The sequence below is a fragment of the Streptomyces sp. NBC_00376 genome (genome assembly GCF_036077095.1).
GTDB lineage: Bacteria > Actinomycetota > Actinomycetes > Streptomycetales > Streptomycetaceae > Streptomyces.
This window is the reverse complement of sequence record NZ_CP107960.1, coordinates 6,186,563-6,204,216: the sequence shown is the minus strand read 5'-3', so window position 1 is coordinate 6,204,216 and position 17,654 is coordinate 6,186,563. Positions and strand designations below refer to the sequence as shown.

Below are 17,654 nucleotides of genomic sequence, written 5' to 3'. Positions count from 1 at the left end.
CTTGTTCCCGTTCGGCTGGTTCGGGGCCGTTCACCGGCGCCGGGCAGGGGCCCTCGGGCAGGATGCCGGGCCATGGATGCCGTACGCGTCGCCCTGCTCCGTGAAGTGCTCGCCGGGACCGAGTGGCCCGCCGCGACCCGGCGGTTCGCCGGGGCGCTGCGGTCGTCCGTCGTGCCGCACGGCGGCGGCCTGCTGCTGGTGGGAACGGCGGCGTACGAGCCGTGGCACCTGGCGGCCCATCTGGTCGACGAGTCCACCTGGTCCGGGCTGCCGGAGCTGGCCCCCACCCTGGTGCGCCACCGGGTGGAGCCGGGCGGCCCCCCGCATCTGGCCGTCGGCCTGGGCCGGATCGAGGCGGCGGGGCGGGGCGAGACGCTGCTCCTGGTGGCCCCGGAGCGGCCCGGCGCGGGGCTGCTGGAGCGGGTGCACGACGCGCGGCGCGCCGGGGCCACGGTGCTCTCGCTGAACGACGGTGATCCGGAGGTGCGCGGGCTCGCCCACGAGACGCTCGCGGTGACCGGCGCGGACGACGTGGACCTGGACACCGTGCAGCATCTGGTGAGCGCGGCTGCCGGGGAGAACAGCGCCCCCGTGCCGCGCGGCCGCCGCGGCTTCCGGGACCGGCTGTCCCGGCTCGCCGACCAGCTGACGGCGCCGCCCCCGGCCCGGTGGTGACGGGCTGCCGATCACGGGCCCCGGTGGCGCGGCCGCCGCGGAAATCCCGTTGCGGCACTTCCCGCGGCGCCGCAGCATGGCCTCCTGTGACCTCTGCTCCGTCCCCGGCCGCCCGGCTGGCCGCTCTGCTGCCCGACCTCACCCCTCTTCGCGCCTCCGCCGACTTCCGGCTGCTGTGGTTCCAGGGGGTGGTGACGTACTTCGGCAGCTTCATGGCGATGATCGCGCTGCCGCTCCAGATCAAGGAGCTGACGGGTTCGCCGCTGGCCGTCGGGGTGATGGGCGCGGTCGAGCTGGTGCCGCTGGTCGTCTTCGGCCTGTACGGCGGGGCGCTCGCGGACGCCGCGGACCGCCGCAAGGTGATCCTGGCCACCGAGGCCGGGCTGGGGCTGCTCGCCCTCGTGCTCCTGGTGAACGCGGCGCTGCCCGGCCCGATGCTCTGGCCGCTCTACCTGGTCGCGGCCGGGGTCTCCGCGCTCGCCGGGCTCCAGCGGCCCGCTCTGGACTCCCTGATGGCCCGGATCGTGCCGCACGAGCAGCAGACCGCGGCCGCCGCGCTGAACTCGCTGCGCTGGCAGTTCGGCGCGATCACCGGTCCGGCGGTGGCGGGACTCGTGGTGGCCTACGCCGGGCACGCCACGGCGTACGCGGTCACGGTGGCCACGTTCGCCGTCTCCGTGCTCCTGTGTCTGCGCCTCGCGCCCGCGCCGCCCGCCCGGGACAGCACGAAGCCCTCGCTGCGCGGCATCGCCGAGGGGGCCAGGTACGCCTGGAGCCGGCCGGTGCTGCTGGGAACGTACGCGGTCGACCTGGCGGCGATGTTCTTCGCCTTCCCGAACACGATCTTCCCGTTCCTCGCGGACGAGCTGGACGCCGACTGGTCGCTGGGCCTGATGTACGCGGCCGGGTCGGTCGGATCGCTGGTGCTGGGGCTGACCAGCGGCTGGACGTCGCGGGTGCGGCGCCATGGGCTGTTCGTGGTGTTCGGGGCCGCGGTCTGGGGGCTGGCGATCGCGGCGGCCGGCTGGTTCGGCAACGTGTGGCTGGTGCTGGTCTGCCTGGCGGTGGCGGGCGCGGGCGACATGCTCAGCGGCCTGGGCCGCTCCACGATCTGGAACCAGACGATCCCGGAGGAGCTGCGGGGGCGGCTGGCGGGCATCGAGGTGCTCTCGTACAGCGTCGGCCCGCAACTGGGTCAGGTGCGGGCCGGTGCGATGGCGGGCTGGACGGGGACCCGGTCGGCGATCTGGAGCGGCGGTGTGGCGTGCGTGGCCTCGGTCGCGCTGCTCACGGCGGCGCTGCCGAAGCTGCTCACCTACGACTCCGAGACGGACGAGGACGCGCTGCGCAGGCGGGCGGCCAGGGCGGCCAGGGAAACCGCAGCCGGCGAATCCAGCCCCTCCGCGCCCTCGGCCGCCTGAGGAACGCCGGGAACGGGCCCCGGGGACGGGGCCCCGGCGCCCCCGGTCATGCCTGCTGGTCGGGCGGGGTGGTGCCCCCGTCGTGCCACTTGGGATCGTTCTCCCACTCCAGGTTCCGCTCCCGCGCGGTGTCCATCGCGTGCTGCGCCTCCTCACGGGAGGTGTACGGCCCGAACCGGTCCTTGGCCGGGCACTCGGGGCCCTCCTCGACCTTGTGGTGTTCCAGGCAGTAGTACCACTCGCCCGGCTTGCCGACCGTGCGCTTCTTGAACAGGGCCATCATCGGCTCCTTCCCTCGGGGCCATGCTGCCCCAAGCGCGCTGGTTAGACTCGCTGACATGTCTGGCCAGTCGCTGCTCGTACCCGGGGAGATCACTCCCATCCGCTCCGTACCCGGAAACATCCGGCGCCCCGAATACGTGGGCAAGCCGGCCCCCACCCCGTACACCGGTCCGGAGATCCAGGACTCCGACACCATCGAGCGCATGCGCATCGCCGGCCGGATCGCCGCGCAGGCGATGGCGGAAGCCGCGAAGCACATCGCCCCGGGTGTCACGACGGACGAACTCGACCGGGTCGCCCATGAGTTCATGTGCGACCACGGCGCCTACCCGTCGACGCTCGGCTACCGCGGCTTCCCCAAGTCGCTCTGCGCCTCGCTCAACGAGGTGATCTGCCACGGCATCCCGGACTCCACGGTGCTGCGCGACGGCGACATCGTGAACCTCGACGTCACGGCGTACATCAACGGTGTGCACGGCGACAACAACGCCACGTACCTCTGCGGCGACGTGGACGAGGAGTCCCGGCTGCTCGTGGAGCGCACCGAGGAGTCGCTGAACCGGGCCATCAAGGCGGTCCGGCCGGGCCGGCAGGTCAATGTGATCGGGCGGGTCATCGAGTCCTACGCCAAGCGCTTCGGCTACGGCGTGGTGCGGGACTTCACCGGGCACGGGATCAGCTCCTCGTTCCACTCCGGCCTGATCATTCCGCACTACGACAGCCCGCACGCGACCACCGTGATGCAGCCCGGGATGACGTTCACCATCGAGCCGATGCTGACGCTGGGCAGCCACGACTACGACATGTGGGACGACGGCTGGACCGTGGTGACGAAGGACCGCAGGCGCACCGCGCAGTTCGAGCACACGCTGGTGGTGACGGAGACGGGCGCCGAGATCCTGACGCTCCCGTAACCGCCCGGACCGTTCCTCCGCGAAAGCGGCCGCCCTCCCGGGCGGCCGCTTTCGCGTATTCCGCACACGGAACGCGGCGTATCGTTTTTACCGACAGATTGTCGGGAAGCCGTTGACTTAGGTAAGCCTAAGTAGGAAGATCGGAGTTGTCGACAGCGCCACCGCACCACGCGGTCGCTGCCGATATTTCCGTTTCTTTCCGGACTTCCCGTCCCCTCTCGGTCCCAGGAGGCCCGCCTTGGACGCCACCGCCACCACGCCCTTCTCGACGCTCATCCGTACCGCGTCGCACGAGCAGCACACCGAGGCGGAGACCTCGACCTTCATGAGCGACCTGCTCGGCGGGCGCCTCGGAGTGGAGGCGTACACGCGGTACACGGAGCAGCTGTGGTTCGTGTACCGGGCCCTGGAGGAAGGCGCGCAGGCGCTGCACGGCGACCCGGTCGCCGGTCCCTTCATCCGGCCCGAACTCATGCGCACCGCCGAGCTGGAGCGCGATCTGGCCCATCTGCGGGGTGCGGACTGGCGCGAGGGCCTGGAGCCGCTGCCGGCCACGGCCGTGTACGCCGCCCGGGTCGCCGAGTGCGCCCGCGACTGGCCGGCCGGATACGTCGCGCACCACTACACCCGCTACCTCGGCGACCTCTCCGGCGGCCAGATCATCCGGGACAAGGCGGAGCGGACCTGGGGCTTCGCGCGCAAGGGCGACGGGGTCCGGTTCTACGTCTTCGAGGAGATATCCAACCCCGCCTCGTTCAAGCGGGACTACCGCGAGCTGCTGGACGCGGTGGACGCGGACGACCTGGAGAAGCAGCGCGTCGTCGACGAGTGCAAGCGCGCTTTCGCGCTGAACACGGCGGTCTTCCGGGAGCTTGGCAAGGTGTTCCCGCTCAGCGCGTAGTGGCGCCTCGGGCCCGGTTCAGCGCCGGGCCCGTACGGGGGCCAGTGCCACCCGGCCGCCGACCTCCACCGTGCCGTCGGGCGCGGGGGCGGTGAGGATCTGGGAGCCGCGGCCCTGCCTGATGTTGAGGGCGCGCCCCAGCTCCGCACTGAGCAGCAGCGCCGCCGCTCCGGTCGCCTCGTCCTCCACGATGTTGTCGTCGCGCCGGGGGAACGCCCGCGCCCTGACCTGGCCGGCCGCCTCGTCCTCCCAGGCCCATACGTACAGCCAGCCCTCCCCCGGCGGCGGCCCGTCCAGCGCCTCGACCTCGGCGACGGACCCGTACCGCTCCAGCGTGCGCGGGGGTGCCCACTCGGGGCGGGCGGTGATCCAGGTGAACTCGCCGTCCTGGCGGGCGAAGATCTCCCCGACCGGAAGCTCCAGGATCTCCAGGTCGAGCAGCCAGGCCGTGCCGACGAGCGGATGCCCGGCGAACGGGAGGCGGAGACCCGGGGTGTAGATGTCGACCTGTCCGCGCTCGGGGTCGTCGACGAACACCGTCTCGCTGAAGCCGAGCCGGCCGGCCAGCGCCTGCCGGGACGCCTCGTCCGGGTAGGTCCGGCCGTCGCGCACCACGCCGAGGGCGTTGCCGTGCCGCCCGTCGGGGCCGCAGAACACGCGCAGTACGTCGATGCCCTCGGGTACGTCGAAGTCGATGTCGCTCATGTGGGCATTCAAGCACCGCCCGGGTGGCGGCCGTTCGGCCGGTCCACCCGGGCGGTGCCGTCATGGGACCCGGACGGGTCAGACGGTACGGCGACGGCGGGCCGCGATCACGACTCCGGCGCCGGCCGCCACGACCACGCCCGAGGCGGCGAACAGGGCGCCCGCCGGGATGCCGGAGCCGGTGGCGGCGAGGGAGCCCGAACCGCCGACCGAGCCGCCGCCGACGCTGCCGCCGCCGCCCAAGGTCGCGGAGCCGCCCGTCGATCCGGAGCCGCCGGCCGATCCGGTGCCGCCCGCGGAGCCGGAACCGCCCGTGGTGCCCGGGAGTTCGGCGTCCTTGTCGAGGGCGACCGCGACGGTCAGCGCGTCGAGCTGCTCGCCGGCCTCGTACATGCCGCCGAATGCCTTGGTGCCGTCGGCGGTGAGGGTCGCCGGGACGGCGGAGAGGTTCACCACACCGTTCCTGACGGCGAGTTGCCCCTTCGGCAGCTTCAGGTCCGCGACGGCCAGACCGGTGTAGGTGGAGACCTCCTTGGTCTTGCGGTCCTTGCTGGAGACGTCCGCGATCAGGGTGCCCTTCGTGCCGTTGACCTGGATCTCCATGCCGGTCAGTGAGAGGTCGAGGGTGTACGCGCCGTCCTCCTCATGGCCCAGGAAGCGGACCTTGCCGTGGAATTCGGCGTTCAGGCTCTGCTTCGCGGCGTCGAAGTGTCCGCTCGCGTCGGAGAACCGGTAGCCGTCGCCGGACGCGGTGGCGCCTGCCGTCGTCTCGACCCTGCCGCCCGCGATCGGGCCCGTGACGTACGAGCGGAAGGACTTCTTGACGCCCCAGTCCAGGGTGCCGTCGACGATCTCGCCCGGGGTGGCGGCCGGCTTGTCGGTGGCCGTGACCGAGGGGGACGGGGACGCGGGCCCGGTGGGCTTCGTGCCCGGTCCGGTGGACGGGCTGCCGGTGGGCTCGGTGGAGGGCGTGCCGGTCGGTTCGGTGCCGGGCTCCTCGGTGGGGTCGGTGGACGGGGGCGTGACCGCCTTCACCGAGAGGGTGGCCGGGTCGAGCGCGTCGCCCTCCTTGTACTGGCCGTCGAACGCCTCGGAACCCGCCTTCGTCAGCGTCGCCGGGATGTCCTTGAAGACCATCGCGCCGCCCTCGCCCTTGCCCGGCTTCACCGCCGAGAGGTCGAGGGCCGCGAACTCCACGTCGTCGCTGGTCCCCTTCGGGGTCGTGACGTCGACGGTGATCGCCCCGCCGGTACCGGTCGTGGCGAGCTTCACGTCGGAGAGCGTGATGTCGAGGACTCCCCCGTGGGCGTAGAAGTTGACGCCGCCCCCGAAGGCGGTGTCGGTGCCGTGCGTGGCCGTGTCGTACGTGCCCTTGCCGCCGGAGAAGGTGAACACCCCGTTGTCGGGCGCCTGGACGACACCGTCCCGGACGGTGATCTTCCCGCCGGAGAACGACGAGGCGAGGTACTTGCGGAAGGACTCCTTGACGCCCCATTCCAGCGTGCCGTCCGTCAGCTCCAGCTTCGGTGCGGCGGCCGTGGCGCCGGTCGCGGCGCCGTCGGCGGCGAGCGCCGGAAGGGCGAACACCGTGGCGCCGAGGGCGGCCGCCGTGGCGACTGCGGCGGTGAGAGCTATGGGGCGGCGGTTGGTTGCTGCCATGGTCGTTGGTCTCCTCAGGAACACAGGAACAGGGGGTGGTGGGACGGGAAAGGTCAGTTGTCGGTCTGCCGGGCGGTACGACGGCGGGCCAGGTACAGCGCGCCCGCCGCGATGGCGAGGACGCCCGCGCCGCCGAGGACCGGGTACAGGACGGTGCCGTCGCCGGTGCCGGACGCCGCTGCCTCGGCGGGCTTCGCCTCGGCCCCGGCGGACGGCTCGGACGAGGGGGCGGGGTCGCTGCCGAGGTCGGGCAGGGCGGGCAGTTCGGCCCCTGAGTCGACGGCGACGGCCAGGGAGACCGGATCCATGGCGGTGCCCGCCCGGTAGAGCGAGCCGAACGCCTCGGCGCCGTCGGTGGTGAGGGTGGCGGGGGCTTCGGTGAGGACGGCGAGACCGTCCTTCACCGCGAAGTCCTTCGCGGTGAAGGTGACGAGCGGGACGGCCTCGTCCCGGCCGCCGTCGCGGTGGACGTCGGCCAGGAGCGTGCCCCTGCCCGCCTTCACCCGGACCTTGACGGCCGAGAGTTCCAGGTCGAGCCCGTCGGCCCCGGTGAAGTGGACGCTGCCCGCGAAGCCGGCGTCCAGGGTCTGCTTGTCCGTGTCGTACGTGCCCTTGCCGCGCGGGAAGCGGAAGAGCGCCCCGCCGTCCTGGGCACCCTCGGCGAGGGTCCACTTCCCCTTGCCGATGGAGCCGGTGACGTACTCGCGGAAGGTCCGGCGGACGCCCCAGTCGACGGCGGCGTCCTCGAAGCGCCCGGCGGCCGGGGCGGCCTTCTTCGCTTCCTTCTTCTCGGAGGACTTGTTCGCTTCGGGGGACTTGGTGGCAGCCGGCTTCCCGGCCGGGGCGGCAGTGTCCACGGAGAGGCTGACCGGGTCGAGCGGGGTGCCGGCGGTGTAGTAGCCGGCGAACGCCTTCGCCCCCCGGGCGGTCAGGGTCGCCGGGACGTTGCTCAGGGCGACGGGGGTGGAACCGCCCCTCATGTCGATCCCGGACAGGCCGAGCGTCGCGAGCGGCACCTGGGCGGCCGAGGTCACGCGCCCGCTCCCCCGGTCCTTGCTGACCACGTCGGCGTACAGGGTGCCGCTGCCGCCCGTGATGCGGACGGTGGGACGGCTGATGGTGAGGTCGAGTTCATGGCTGCCGTCGGCCTTCCGGTGGCCGAGGAAGTGGACCCCGCCCGCGAAGGCCGAGCCGAAGGCGCCGGTCGCCGGGTCGTAGGAACCGGTGGCGGAGTGGAAGCGGAACTGGCTGCCGCCGACCGTGGCGGCGCCGCCGGTCAGGCTCCAACTGCCGTTCGCGATCGGGCCGGTGACATAGCTCTGGAAGGAGGACTTGATGCCCCAGTCCAGCCTGCCGCCCTGCACCGTGCGGCCCGCCGCCTGCGCGGCGGTGGCCGGGAGCAGCGCTCCCAGCACGGCCGCGAGAAGCGCGACGGCGAGTGCGCGGGCAGGTCTGGACGGCAGCATGGGACCCCTCCGAGGTCTGGAAAGTCAGGTAAGGCTAACCTAAGCCATACGGGCTTCACGGCGGCCCCCGGCCCCCGCATCCCTCAGATACCAGGACCAACTGCCCCTCGCGGGCGACAGGAACGACAGGACGGTGCCCCAGTGCGCTTCTCGCAGGACTTCGCCCCACCGGGTCGGGCCGGCCGACGGCCGGGGCGCGGGCGGGCCGGGACCCGTGGACCGCTCGGCATCCTGGCCGCCACCCTCGCGCTGGCCCTCGCCCTGACGGGCTGCGGCGGCGGTACGGACGCGAAGGCTCCCGCCACCGCCACCAAGGCCACCGCCGACCGGATCGAACCCCTCACCACCGCGCCGGATCCGCAACTGCCCGTCATGGTCAAATCGGCGGACGGCGCCGAGGTCACCATCACCTCGACGGACCGGATCGTTCCGCTGACCGGCGGGCTGAGCGAGATCGTCTTCACGCTCGGCCTCGGCAAGCAGGTCGTGGCCCGCGACATCACCGCCACCTTCGAACAGGCCGCGGAACTCCCGGTGGTGACCCGGGCCCATGACGTCTCGGCGGAGAGCGTGCTGTCGCTGAAGCCGACCGTCGTGCTCGCCGAGACCACGACCGGCCCGGCGGAGGCCATCGCCCAGATCCGGGACGCCGGCATTCCGCTCGTCGTGGTCGCACCCGCCAAGCAGCTCTCCGACGTCGGCCGCCGGATCGACACCGTGGCCGCGGCCCTGGGTGTGCCGGATTCGGGCACCGAACTGAAGTCGCGCACCCAGTCGCGCATCGACGCCGTACAGAAGTCCGTGCCCGCCCCGGCGGACGGGAAGACGAAACCCCGGGTCGCCTTCCTCTATCTGCGCGGCTCGGCCTCCGTGTATCTGCTGGGCGGCCGGGATTCCGGGGCGAGTTCGCTGCTGGAAGCGGCGGGCGCCGTCGACGCGGGCAAGGCGTCCGGGCTGGAGAAGGACTTCACCGCCATCACCAGCGAGGCCCTGGCCAAGGCCGCCCCGGACGCCATCCTGGTGATGTCCAAGGGGCTCGAATCGGTGGGCGGCGTCGACGGGCTCGTGAAGATCCCGGGCGTCGCCGAGACCCCGGCCGGGATGGACCGGCGGATCGTCTCCATCGACGACGGCGTGCTGCTGAACTACGGCCCGCGCACGGACCGGGTGCTGAGCGAACTGATCGCGCAGCTCTACCCGCAGGACGGGGCGGACACGTGACCACCTCGTCCCCGGAACGACCCCGGGCCGACACCACCGCCACCGCCACCACCGCCACCGGGAAGCCCCGGCGCTCCCCGTCCTTCGCGCTGACCGCCGGGCTGCTCACCGCCCTCCTGCTGTGCTGTCTGCTCTCCGCCGGGCTCGGCGCGTACAGCATCCCGCTCGGCGACGTACTCGGCTCCGTCCAGCACCGGCTCGGCCTCGGCGGGGCGGCGCTGGACCGGGTCGGCGAGAGCGTGCTGTGGAACGTACGGCTGCCCAGGGTCGTCCTCGCCCTGCTGGTCGGGGCGTCGCTGGGCTGCGCGGGCGCCCTGATGCAAGGGGTGTTCGGCAATCCGCTCGCCGAGCCCGGGGTGATCGGGATCTCCTCCGGCGCCGCGGTCGGCGCGGTCGCCTCGATCGCGCTCGGGCTGAACTTCTTCGGCAACTGGACCGTCACCGTCTGCGCGTTCGCCGCCGGGCTCGCGACCGTGCTGCTGGTATACGCGCTGTCCCGGTCGGGCGGCCGGACCGAGGTGGTGACGCTGATCCTCACCGGGATCGCGGTGAACGCCTTCGCGGGCGCGCTGATCGGGCTGTTCATCTTCTTCGCCGACAACGCGCAGGTCTCCCAGATCACCTTCTGGCAGCTGGGCTCGCTGGCCCAGGCGACCTGGCCCAAGGTGCTCGCCGTGCTGCCGTGCGCGGTGCTCGGGCTGCTCGTCGCACCGTTCCACGCCCGGAAGCTGGACCTGCTCGCGCTCGGTGAGCGGCCCGCCCGCCATCTGGGCGTCGATGTGGAACGGCTCCGGATCGTGCTCGTGCTCGTCGTGGCGCTGCTGACCGCCGCCGCGGTGGCGGTCGCCGGGATCATCTCGTTCGTGGGGCTGCTGGTGCCGCATCTGCTGCGGATGGCGAACGGCCCCGGCCACCGCTTCCTGATCCCCGGCAGCGCGCTCGGCGGCGCCCTGGTCCTGGTGATGGGCGATCTCGCGGCCCGTACCGTCGCCGACCCCGCAGAGCTGCCGCTCGGCGTGCTGACCGCGCTCTTCGGCAGCCCGTTCTTCTTCTGGCTGCTGCGCAGGACCCGTCGCAAGCAAGGTGGTTGGGCATGAAGCCTCTGAAGAATCCCTTCCGGGTACGCGTACGGCGCCTGCTGCCCGCTCCCCTCTCCCCCGGCTCCCCCGTCGCCGTGGCGCGCGGGCTGCGGGTGCGGCTGGGGCAGCGGCCGGTGCTCGACTCCATCGACCTGACCGCCCGCGCGGGCGAGGTGCTGGCGCTCGTGGGGCCCAACGGGGCGGGCAAGTCGACCCTGTTGGCGGCGCTGGCCGCCGATCTGCCCGCCGAGCAGGGCGAGGTACGGATCGACGGGCGTCCGGTCACCGACTGGTCGCCCGCCGAACTGGCGCTGCGCCGCGCCGTGCTGCCCCAGTCCGCCGCGCTGTCGTTCCCGTTCCCGGTGGCGGAGGTCGTACGGATGGGGCGGGCGCCATGGGCCGGTACGGAGCGGGCCGACGAGGACGATCCCGCCGTCGCCTCGGCGATGGCGGCGACCGAGGTCACCGAGTTCGCCGAGCGCCCCTTCTCCGCCCTGTCCGGCGGCGAGCGGGCCCGGGTCGCGCTGGCCCGGGTGCTGGCGCAGCGCGCCCCGCTGCTGCTGCTCGACGAGCCGACGGCCGCGCTCGACCTGCGCCACCAGGAACTGGTGCTGCGGATCTGCCGGGAGCGGGCCGCCGCCGGGGACGCGGTCGTCGTGGTGCTGCACGATCTGGGGCTCGCGGCGGCGTACGCGGACCGGGCGGCCGTGCTGCACGACGGACGGATCGCGGTGGCGGGGCCGCCCGCCGGGGTGTTCACGGGCGAGCTGCTCGGCGAGGTCTACCGGCAGCCCGTCGAGGTGTTCCCGCATCCGCGGACCGGGGCGCCCCTCGTCGTACCGACAAGAGGTGCTTGACCATTACTTGACCTTTCCGTGGGACACCCATGGCCAGTCCGTGATCAACCCGTTCCCGGGCCTGCCGGATGAGAGCTGAATCACGGCACGGGTGGGTATCGCTCAGGTAAGCCTCGGTTAAGTTAGGTCCGCCTCACCTGACTTTGTCCCGTTCTTCTCCCGCTTCTCCTTCGTCCTCATGTGGAGCCCGTATGCGAGCCGTTCGTTTCTCCGTCGTCACCGCTGCCGCCACCGTGGCCGCTCTGACCGCCGTCACGGGCTGCGCACAGAAGAGCGACGGCAAGGGTGACGGCGCCGTCCAGGTCGTCGCGAAGGACGACTCCTGCGAGGTGTCGAAGAAGAAGCTCCCGGCCGGTCACATCGAACTGGCTGTGGAGAACAAGGGATCCAAGGTCACCGAGGTCTACGTCCTGTTCCCGGACGACCGCATCGTCGCCGAGCGCGAGAACATCGGCCCCGGCACCAAGGCCAACATCACGGCCGAGATCAAGGCCGGTTCGTACGAGATCGCCTGCAAGCCCGGCATGAAGGGCCACGGCATCCGGCAGAAGCTGGAGATCACCGGCGCCTCCGCGGCCAAGCGCAGCCCCGAGATGGACAAGGCCGTCGCGGAGTACCGCACCTACGTCCAGGCCCAGGCCGACGAGACGCTGCCGAAGGCCAAGAAGTTCACGGACGCCGTCGCCGCCGGTGACATCGAGGCCGCCAAGAAGGCCTACGCCGACTCCCGGCTCGGCTGGGAGCGCACCGAGCCGGTCGCCGAGTCCTTCGGCGACATCGACCCGAAGGTCGACATCCGCGAGGACGGCCTGGAGGACGGCCAGAAGTGGACCGGCTGGCACCGCCTGGAGAAGGCGCTGTGGCAGGACAAGAAGCTGGGCGCCGAGGAGAAGGCCCTCGCCCCCGTCCTCTACAAGGACCTGCTCGACTGGCAGAAGCGGGTCGGCACCGCGGACATCACCCCGACCTCGATGGCCAACGGCGCCAAGGAGCTCCTGGACGAGGTCGCCACCGGCAAGGTCACCGGTGAGGAGGAGCGCTACAGCCACACCGACCTGGTCGACTTCAAGGGCAATGTCGAGGGCGCCGAGAAGTCCTACGAGCTGCTGAAGCCGATCGCCTCGAAGAACGACGCCGCTCTGACCGCCACCCTGGACAAGCGGTTCGCGGAGCTCAACACGCTGCTGGACAAGTACCGCGAGGACAAGGGCTCCTACGAGTTCACCTCGTACGAGAAGGTCTCCAAGGCGGATCGCAAGGAACTGTCGGACGCGGTCAACGCGCTGGCCGAGCCGCTGTCCCGGCTCGCCGCCGCGGTGACGAAGTAACGAGCGGAGGGCTCCGGGTCATGTCCGATCAGACACAGGCCGCCGAAACCACGGCAGGGACCGCCGGCCCCGCCCCGTCCCGCCGGGCACTGCTCGGCTGGGGCGGCGCGGGTCTCGCGCTCGGCGCCGTCGCGGCCGGTGGCGCGGTCGCCGCGGTGCGTCCGGGCAGCGACGCGGTGCCCGCCGCGGACAGCGGTGCGGCGGTGCCGTTCCACGGTGCGCACCAGGCCGGTATCGCCACCGCCGTACAGGACCGGCTGCACTTCGCCGCGTTCGACGTGACGACGAAGGACCGCGCCGAACTGGTCGCGCTGCTCAAGGAGTGGACGCGGGCGGCGGAGCGGATGACGGCCGGTCACGCGGTCGGCGACGGGGCGTACGGCGGTCTCGCCGAGGCCCCGCCGGACGACACGGGCGAGGCGCTGGGGCTCAAGCCGTCCCGGCTCACCCTCACCATCGGCTTCGGGCCCTCGCTCTTCGCCAAGGGCCGGTTCGGCCTGGAGGACAAGCGGCCCGAGGCGCTCGTCGACCTGCCGAAGTTCCCCGGCGACAACCTCGACGCGGCGCGCAGCGGCGGCGACCTCTGCGTCCAGGCATGTGCGGACGACCCGCAGGTCGCCGTGCACGCCATCCGCAACCTCGCCAGGATCGGCATGGGCCGCACCGCGATCCGCTGGTCCCAGCTGGGCTTCGGCAAGACGTCGTCGACGACGCCGGACGCCCAGACCCCGCGGAACATGTTCGGCTTCAAGGACGGCACCCGGAACATCTCCGGCACCGACACCGCCGCCCTGGACAAGCACGTGTGGGTGGGCGGGAAAGACGACGCGGGCTGGATGACCGGGGGGTCGTACCTGGTGGCCCGGCGCATCCGGATGCACATCGAGACCTGGGACCGTACCTCGCTCCAGGAGCAGGAGGACGTCTTCGGCCGCGACAAGGGCGAAGGAGCTGCGGTCGGCAAGTCCAAGGAGCACGACGAGCCGTTCCTGAAGGCGATGCTGCCGACCGCGCACGTTCGCCTCGCCCACCCGGACAGCAACGACGGCGCGACGATCCTGCGCCGCGGCTATTCGTTCACCGACGGTACGGACGGCCTCGGCCGGCTCGACGCCGGGCTGTTCTTCATCGCCTACCAGCGCGATGTCCGCAAGGCATTCATTCCGTTGCAGCGGCGCCTCGCGGCGCACGACGCACTCAACGAGTACATCCAGCACGTGGGTTCGGCGCACTTCGCCGTCCCGCCGGGCGTCCGTGACAAGGACGACTGGTGGGGCCGGGCGCTGTTCTCGTAACGGGACTCGAAGCAGAAAAGGAGAACCGAGACGTGTTCAGCAACTTCCTGATCGGCCTGCGTGAGGGCCTTGAGGCCAGCCTGGTCGTCTGCATCCTCATCGCCTATCTGGTGAAGACCGGCAACAAGGACAAGCTGGTGCCGATCTGGACCGGCGTCGGGATCGCGATCGTCGTCAGCCTGGCGTTCGGCGCCGGGCTCGAATTCGGTTCGCAGGAGATGACGTTCAAGGCCCAGGAGGCGCTGGGCGGTTCGCTGTCGATCGTCTCCGTCGGCCTGGTCACCTGGATGGTCTTCTGGATGCGGCGCACCGCGCGGCACCTGAAGACGGAGTTGCACGGCAAGCTCGACGCGGCGCTGGCGATGGGCACCGGCGCACTGGTCGCCACGGCGCTCCTCGCGGTGGGCCGGGAGGGTCTGGAGACCTCGCTGTTCGTGTGGCGTGCGGTGCACGCGGCGGACGACGGCTGGCACCCGATGATCGGCGCGCTCCTCGGGATCGCGTCCGCCGTCGTGCTGGGCTGGCTGTTCTACCGCGGTGCGCTGAAGATCAACCTGTCGAAGTTCTTCACCTGGACCGGCGGCATGCTGGTGGTCGTCGCCGCGGGCGTGCTCGCGTACGGCGTCCACGACCTCCAGGAAGCGGAGTTCATCGGCGGGCTCCACAACCGGGCGTTCGACATCAGCACCACGATCCCGCCGGACAGCTGGTACGGCACGCTGCTGAAGGGCACGTTCAACTTCCAGCCCGACCCGACCGTTCTCCAGGTCACGGTGTGGGCGCTGTATTTGATCCCCACCCTCGCGCTGTTCCTCGCCCCGGTAGGGTTCGGACGGTCAGGAGGGGCCCTCTCGGGAGGGGCGACGGATCAGAAGGCGCGGAAAGCAACGGATGAGAAGCCTGAGGCCGATTCGGCTGGCGACGGGGCTCGCGACGGCGACGGTGCTGTCCATGACGGCGAGCGGTTGCGTGACGGTGCACGGCGAGCTGGCAGTGGTACCGGCGGCAACCAGGTCTGAGGCCGCTCAGGCCCTGAATGCCTTCACCTCCGCGTACAACGCGGCGGACAAGGCCTACGACCCGGCCCTGGACGCGGACCGGGTCACCGGTCCGCTCGGTGCGATCAACCAGGCCGGGCTGAAGGCGCGGCAGAAGAACCATCCGGACGGCAACCCGAACCATTCGCCGCTGGAGCTGACCGACGCCGACTACCTCATCCCGAAGAAGGCCGGCTGGCCTCGGTGGTTCCTCGCGGACACCGACTCCAACCGCGACCAGGACGGCGGGAAGCTGGACACCCGCTGGCTGGTCGTCTTCGTCAAGTCCGGGCCCGGCGCCGGGTGGAAGGCGTCCTACCTGTCGGTCGTCGCCCCTTCCCGGCTGCCCGCCCTCGCGAAGGACGACGACGGCCGGGCCAGGCCGGTGGCCGCGGACAGCAGCGGTCTGGCCGTGGCGCCGAAGGACCTGAGCACCCAGTACACCCAGTACCTGCAGAAGGGCGCCCCGGACGTCTTCGCCCCCGGCTCCGCCACCTCGGGCTGGCGGGAGGCGCGCCGGACCACCCGGCGGGCGGGCTTCTCGTACCAGTACATCGACCAGCCGCTGGACAGCGGTACGTACGGTCCGCTCGCCCTGGAGACGGACGACGGCGGGGCGCTGGTCTTCTTCAGCAGCAAGCACTTCGAGCGGCAGACCGCGGCGAAGGGGCTGCGCCCGCCGCTCAACGCCGACGTGGAGGCGCTGCTGACCGGTGAGGTGAAGTCCACCCTCACCAAGGAGCGGGTCTCCAGCCAGCTGGTGTACGTCCCGAAGAAGGGCTCGACGAAGGACGGCGGCAAGGTCGTCCTGCTGAACAGGCTGCCGGGCCTGACGGCGGCGAAGGGCTCGTGACGGAACCGGGGCCGCCCGCGGGCGGCCCCGGTTCTTCCGCGGGACGGTGTCCTGCGGACAATGCCTAACGGCTCATCGGCCAGGCCACCGAGTCATGGTCGAGATCGCTCTGGTCCGCCGCGTCCGCGTACTGCGCGCACGCGTCGGTGAGCGTCTCCAGCAGGGTCAGCGGATCGGGCAACGGGTTCTCCGGCCCGCGCACCCACCGCACGTCCAGTTCGCCGGGGAGCAGGGCCGGCGGCAGGAGCACGTAGCTGCCCCGGCAGTGCCACCGCAGCCCCGGATGTTCGTCCATGGTCTCGGGATGGCAGTCGAGCTCGCACGGCCACCATTCGTCCTCGTCCTCGGGCGTACCCCGGGTGGCGGTGAAGAAGAGCATCCGGTCGTCGCCGGAGCGGGCGACGGGGCCGACGTCGATGCCGGCGGCGAGAAGGCGTTCCAGTGCCTGGGTGCCCGCGGACAGCGGCACGTCGAGCACGTCGTGGATCATGCCGGTCGCGGTGATGAAGTTGGCCTGCGGCTGACTGCGGGCCCAGCGCTCGATCTGGGCCCGGTCGGTGGTGGACTGCGTCTGCCAGGCGAAGGAGATCGGGTGCCGGGCGGGGGTGGGACAGCCGATGCGTTCGCACGAACATCGGTATCCGACCGGATGGGCGGCGGGCGCGATCGGCATTCCGGCCTCGGCGACGGCCAGGAGCAGCGCCTCCCGGGCGGTGTCGTCGACCGCGCTCTGCTGCGGTTTGGGTCGGCGTCGCAGCCATTGGGAAAATTTGCTCTCTGAGCCGCGATAACGGCCGAAATCGGCGCCCATCTATCCCCTTACCTCTGCGTTGCCCCTGCCCATGGTCCCACCATCCTGCGCCCCGGGTGGCCGGACTCCCGAAGCGGGGTACGCGCGACAACGCCGTGAGCTGGGCACTATGCCACTTCTTGTCAGGAAATGACGGGTGCGTCTCGGGGCACCGGCCCGCACATCGGGCGTCGGTGCACCGGCCCGCGCACCGCATGGCCGGCGGCGGCACCGAACCACCCGATCGGATCACTGTGCGCGGGGCCCGGGAGAGCGGACCATGGGCTCACGCACACACCCGTGCGATGCCCCCCCGGCAGGCAACCCCTGCCTTTTCGTGAGGAGCCTCCGTTGCCTCGTGAAGCCACACCCCGCCGCTACCTGATGTGCGCGCCCACGCATTTCAGGGTGACGTACTCCATCAACCCCTGGATGGACCCCAGCAAGCCCGTGGATCTCCCCCTGGCCCAGACCCAGTGGGAGGACCTGCGCGACCGGTACCGCGCCCTCGGGCACACCGTGGAGCTGATCGCCCCCCGCCCCGAGCTGCCCGACATGGTGTTCGCCGCCAACGGCGCCGCCGTCATCGACGGCCGGGTGCTGGGCGCCCGCTTCGCGTACCGGGAGCGGTACGAGGAGGCCGGGGCCCACCGCGAGTGGTTCCGGGCCAACGGCTTCACCGAGATCCATGAGCCGGACCACGTCAACGAGGGCGAGGGCGACTTCGCGGTCACCGCGTCGTACGTGCTGGCCGGGCGGGGCTTCCGGTCCAGTCCGCTCTCGCACGGCGAGGCGCAGGAGTTCTTCGGGCGCCCGGTGATCGGGCTCGATCTGGTCGACCCGCGCTACTACCACCTGGACACGGCGCTGTCCGTGCTCGACGACGCGGGCGACGAGATCATGTACTACCCGGGGGCGTTCTCGCCGGGCAGCCGGTCGGTGCTGGCCCGGCTCTTCCCGGACGCGCTGATCGCCGAGGAGGCGGACGCGGCGGCGCTCGGGCTGAACGCGGTGAGCGACGGGTTCCATGTGCTGCTGCCGCAGGCCGCGACGGGGCTCTTCGATCCGCTGCGGGCGCGGGGCTTCGAACCGGTGCCGATGGACCTGGGCGAGCTGCTCAAGGGCGGCGGCAGCGTGAAGTGCTGCACGCAGGAGCTGCGGGGGTAGCCGC

At 71.8% G+C, this 17,654-nt stretch carries 17 protein-coding genes; 12 read left to right on the top strand and 5 right to left on the bottom strand.

The annotated features are described in order from the left end of the window. Positions 1–72: 72 nt before the first annotated feature. Together OG842_RS28015 and OG842_RS28010 are read left to right on the top strand one after the other, a co-directional pair. Positions 73–675 (top strand): hypothetical protein, encoded by a 603-nt coding sequence (locus OG842_RS28015; protein WP_266737000.1) that lies wholly within the window; start codon positions 73–75, stop codon positions 673–675. A gap of 86 nt (positions 676–761) precedes the next feature. Next, positions 762–2,096, top strand: coding sequence for an MFS transporter (locus OG842_RS28010; RefSeq protein ID WP_266737002.1), 1,335 nt, complete (start codon positions 762–764; stop codon positions 2,094–2,096). Positions 2,097–2,142: 46 nt separating this feature from the next. Here OG842_RS28010 and OG842_RS28005 read toward each other — a convergent pair whose 3' ends face one another. Further along, positions 2,143–2,376 (bottom strand): hypothetical protein, encoded by a 234-nt coding sequence (locus OG842_RS28005; RefSeq protein ID WP_266737376.1) that lies wholly within the window; start codon positions 2,374–2,376, stop codon positions 2,143–2,145. 58 nt (positions 2,377–2,434) lie between these two features. On the opposite strand from OG842_RS28005, the gene map reads away from it, so the two are divergent. Beyond that, positions 2,435–3,292 (top strand): type I methionyl aminopeptidase, encoded by an 858-nt coding sequence (gene map, locus OG842_RS28000; protein ID WP_266737004.1) that lies wholly within the window; start codon positions 2,435–2,437, stop codon positions 3,290–3,292. A 238-nt stretch (positions 3,293–3,530) separates the two neighbouring features. Continuing rightward, the gene (locus OG842_RS27995; protein WP_266737005.1) at positions 3,531–4,193 is read left to right on the top strand and encodes a biliverdin-producing heme oxygenase; all 663 of its coding nucleotides are present in this window, start codon (positions 3,531–3,533) and stop codon (positions 4,191–4,193) included. 18 nt (positions 4,194–4,211) lie between these two features. On the opposite strand, the gene OG842_RS27990 is transcribed toward OG842_RS27995, so the two are convergent. The 3 genes from OG842_RS27990 to OG842_RS27980 all read right to left on the bottom strand — a co-directional run bounded on the left by OG842_RS27990 (position 4,212) and on the right by OG842_RS27980 (position 8,023). After that, on the bottom strand, positions 4,212–4,898 hold the full coding sequence (locus tag OG842_RS27990; RefSeq protein WP_266737006.1) for a PhzF family phenazine biosynthesis protein: 687 nt from the start codon (positions 4,896–4,898) through the stop codon (positions 4,212–4,214). A 78-nt stretch (positions 4,899–4,976) separates the two neighbouring features. Further along, a complete protein-coding gene (locus OG842_RS27985) occupies positions 4,977–6,557 on the bottom strand; it encodes an HtaA domain-containing protein (protein ID WP_266737008.1) in 1,581 nt (526 codons plus the stop codon). 53 nt (positions 6,558–6,610) lie between these two features. Continuing rightward, positions 6,611–8,023 carry an HtaA domain-containing protein gene (locus OG842_RS27980; RefSeq protein WP_266737009.1) on the bottom strand — a complete coding sequence of 471 codons (1,413 nt, stop codon included), beginning with the start codon at positions 8,021–8,023 and terminating at the stop codon, positions 6,611–6,613. 141 nt (positions 8,024–8,164) lie between these two features. Between OG842_RS27980 and OG842_RS27975 the strand changes: the two genes are divergently transcribed. The 7 genes from OG842_RS27975 (at position 8,165) to OG842_RS27945 (ending at position 15,693) form a co-directional block, all read left to right on the top strand. Beyond that, the gene (locus OG842_RS27975; protein WP_266737011.1) at positions 8,165–9,244 is read left to right on the top strand and encodes a heme/hemin ABC transporter substrate-binding protein; all 1,080 of its coding nucleotides are present in this window, start codon (positions 8,165–8,167) and stop codon (positions 9,242–9,244) included. Continuing rightward, positions 9,241–10,341, top strand: a complete 1,101-nt coding sequence (locus tag OG842_RS27970; RefSeq protein ID WP_266737012.1) for a FecCD family ABC transporter permease — start codon at positions 9,241–9,243, stop codon at positions 10,339–10,341. Before OG842_RS27975 ends, OG842_RS27970 begins: the two co-directional genes overlap by 4 nt. After that, complete coding sequence (locus OG842_RS27965; protein WP_266737014.1) at positions 10,338–11,180, top strand: heme ABC transporter ATP-binding protein; 843 nt, start codon at positions 10,338–10,340, stop codon at positions 11,178–11,180. The genes OG842_RS27970 and OG842_RS27965 overlap by 4 nt, the downstream gene beginning before the upstream one ends. A 191-nt stretch (positions 11,181–11,371) precedes the next feature. Then, positions 11,372–12,508, top strand: coding sequence for an iron uptake system protein EfeO (gene efeO / locus OG842_RS27960; protein ID WP_266737016.1), 1,137 nt, complete (start codon positions 11,372–11,374; stop codon positions 12,506–12,508). Positions 12,509–12,528: 20 nt separating this feature from the next. Beyond that, positions 12,529–13,803 carry an iron uptake transporter deferrochelatase/peroxidase subunit gene (gene efeB, locus OG842_RS27955; RefSeq protein ID WP_266737017.1) on the top strand — a complete coding sequence of 425 codons (1,275 nt, stop codon included), beginning with the start codon at positions 12,529–12,531 and terminating at the stop codon, positions 13,801–13,803. Between the two features lie 32 nt (positions 13,804–13,835). After that, positions 13,836–14,822: an iron uptake transporter permease EfeU gene (gene efeU / locus OG842_RS27950; RefSeq protein ID WP_266737019.1), complete on the top strand. Its 987-nt coding sequence runs from the start codon at positions 13,836–13,838 to the stop codon at positions 14,820–14,822. Beyond that, positions 14,755–15,693 carry a hypothetical protein gene (locus tag OG842_RS27945; protein ID WP_266737021.1) on the top strand — a complete coding sequence of 313 codons (939 nt, stop codon included), beginning with the start codon at positions 14,755–14,757 and terminating at the stop codon, positions 15,691–15,693. The genes efeU and OG842_RS27945 overlap by 68 nt, the downstream gene beginning before the upstream one ends. 64 nt (positions 15,694–15,757) lie before the next feature. Here OG842_RS27945 and OG842_RS27940 read toward each other — a convergent pair whose 3' ends face one another. Next, positions 15,758–16,504: a bifunctional DNA primase/polymerase gene (locus tag OG842_RS27940; protein WP_266737023.1), complete on the bottom strand. Its 747-nt coding sequence runs from the start codon at positions 16,502–16,504 to the stop codon at positions 15,758–15,760. Positions 16,505–16,834: 330 nt separating this feature from the next. On the opposite strand from OG842_RS27940, the gene ddaH reads away from it, so the two are divergent. Further along, positions 16,835–17,650, top strand: coding sequence for a dimethylargininase (gene ddaH, locus OG842_RS27935; RefSeq protein ID WP_266737025.1), 816 nt, complete (start codon positions 16,835–16,837; stop codon positions 17,648–17,650). Positions 17,651–17,654 lie beyond the last annotated feature (4 nt).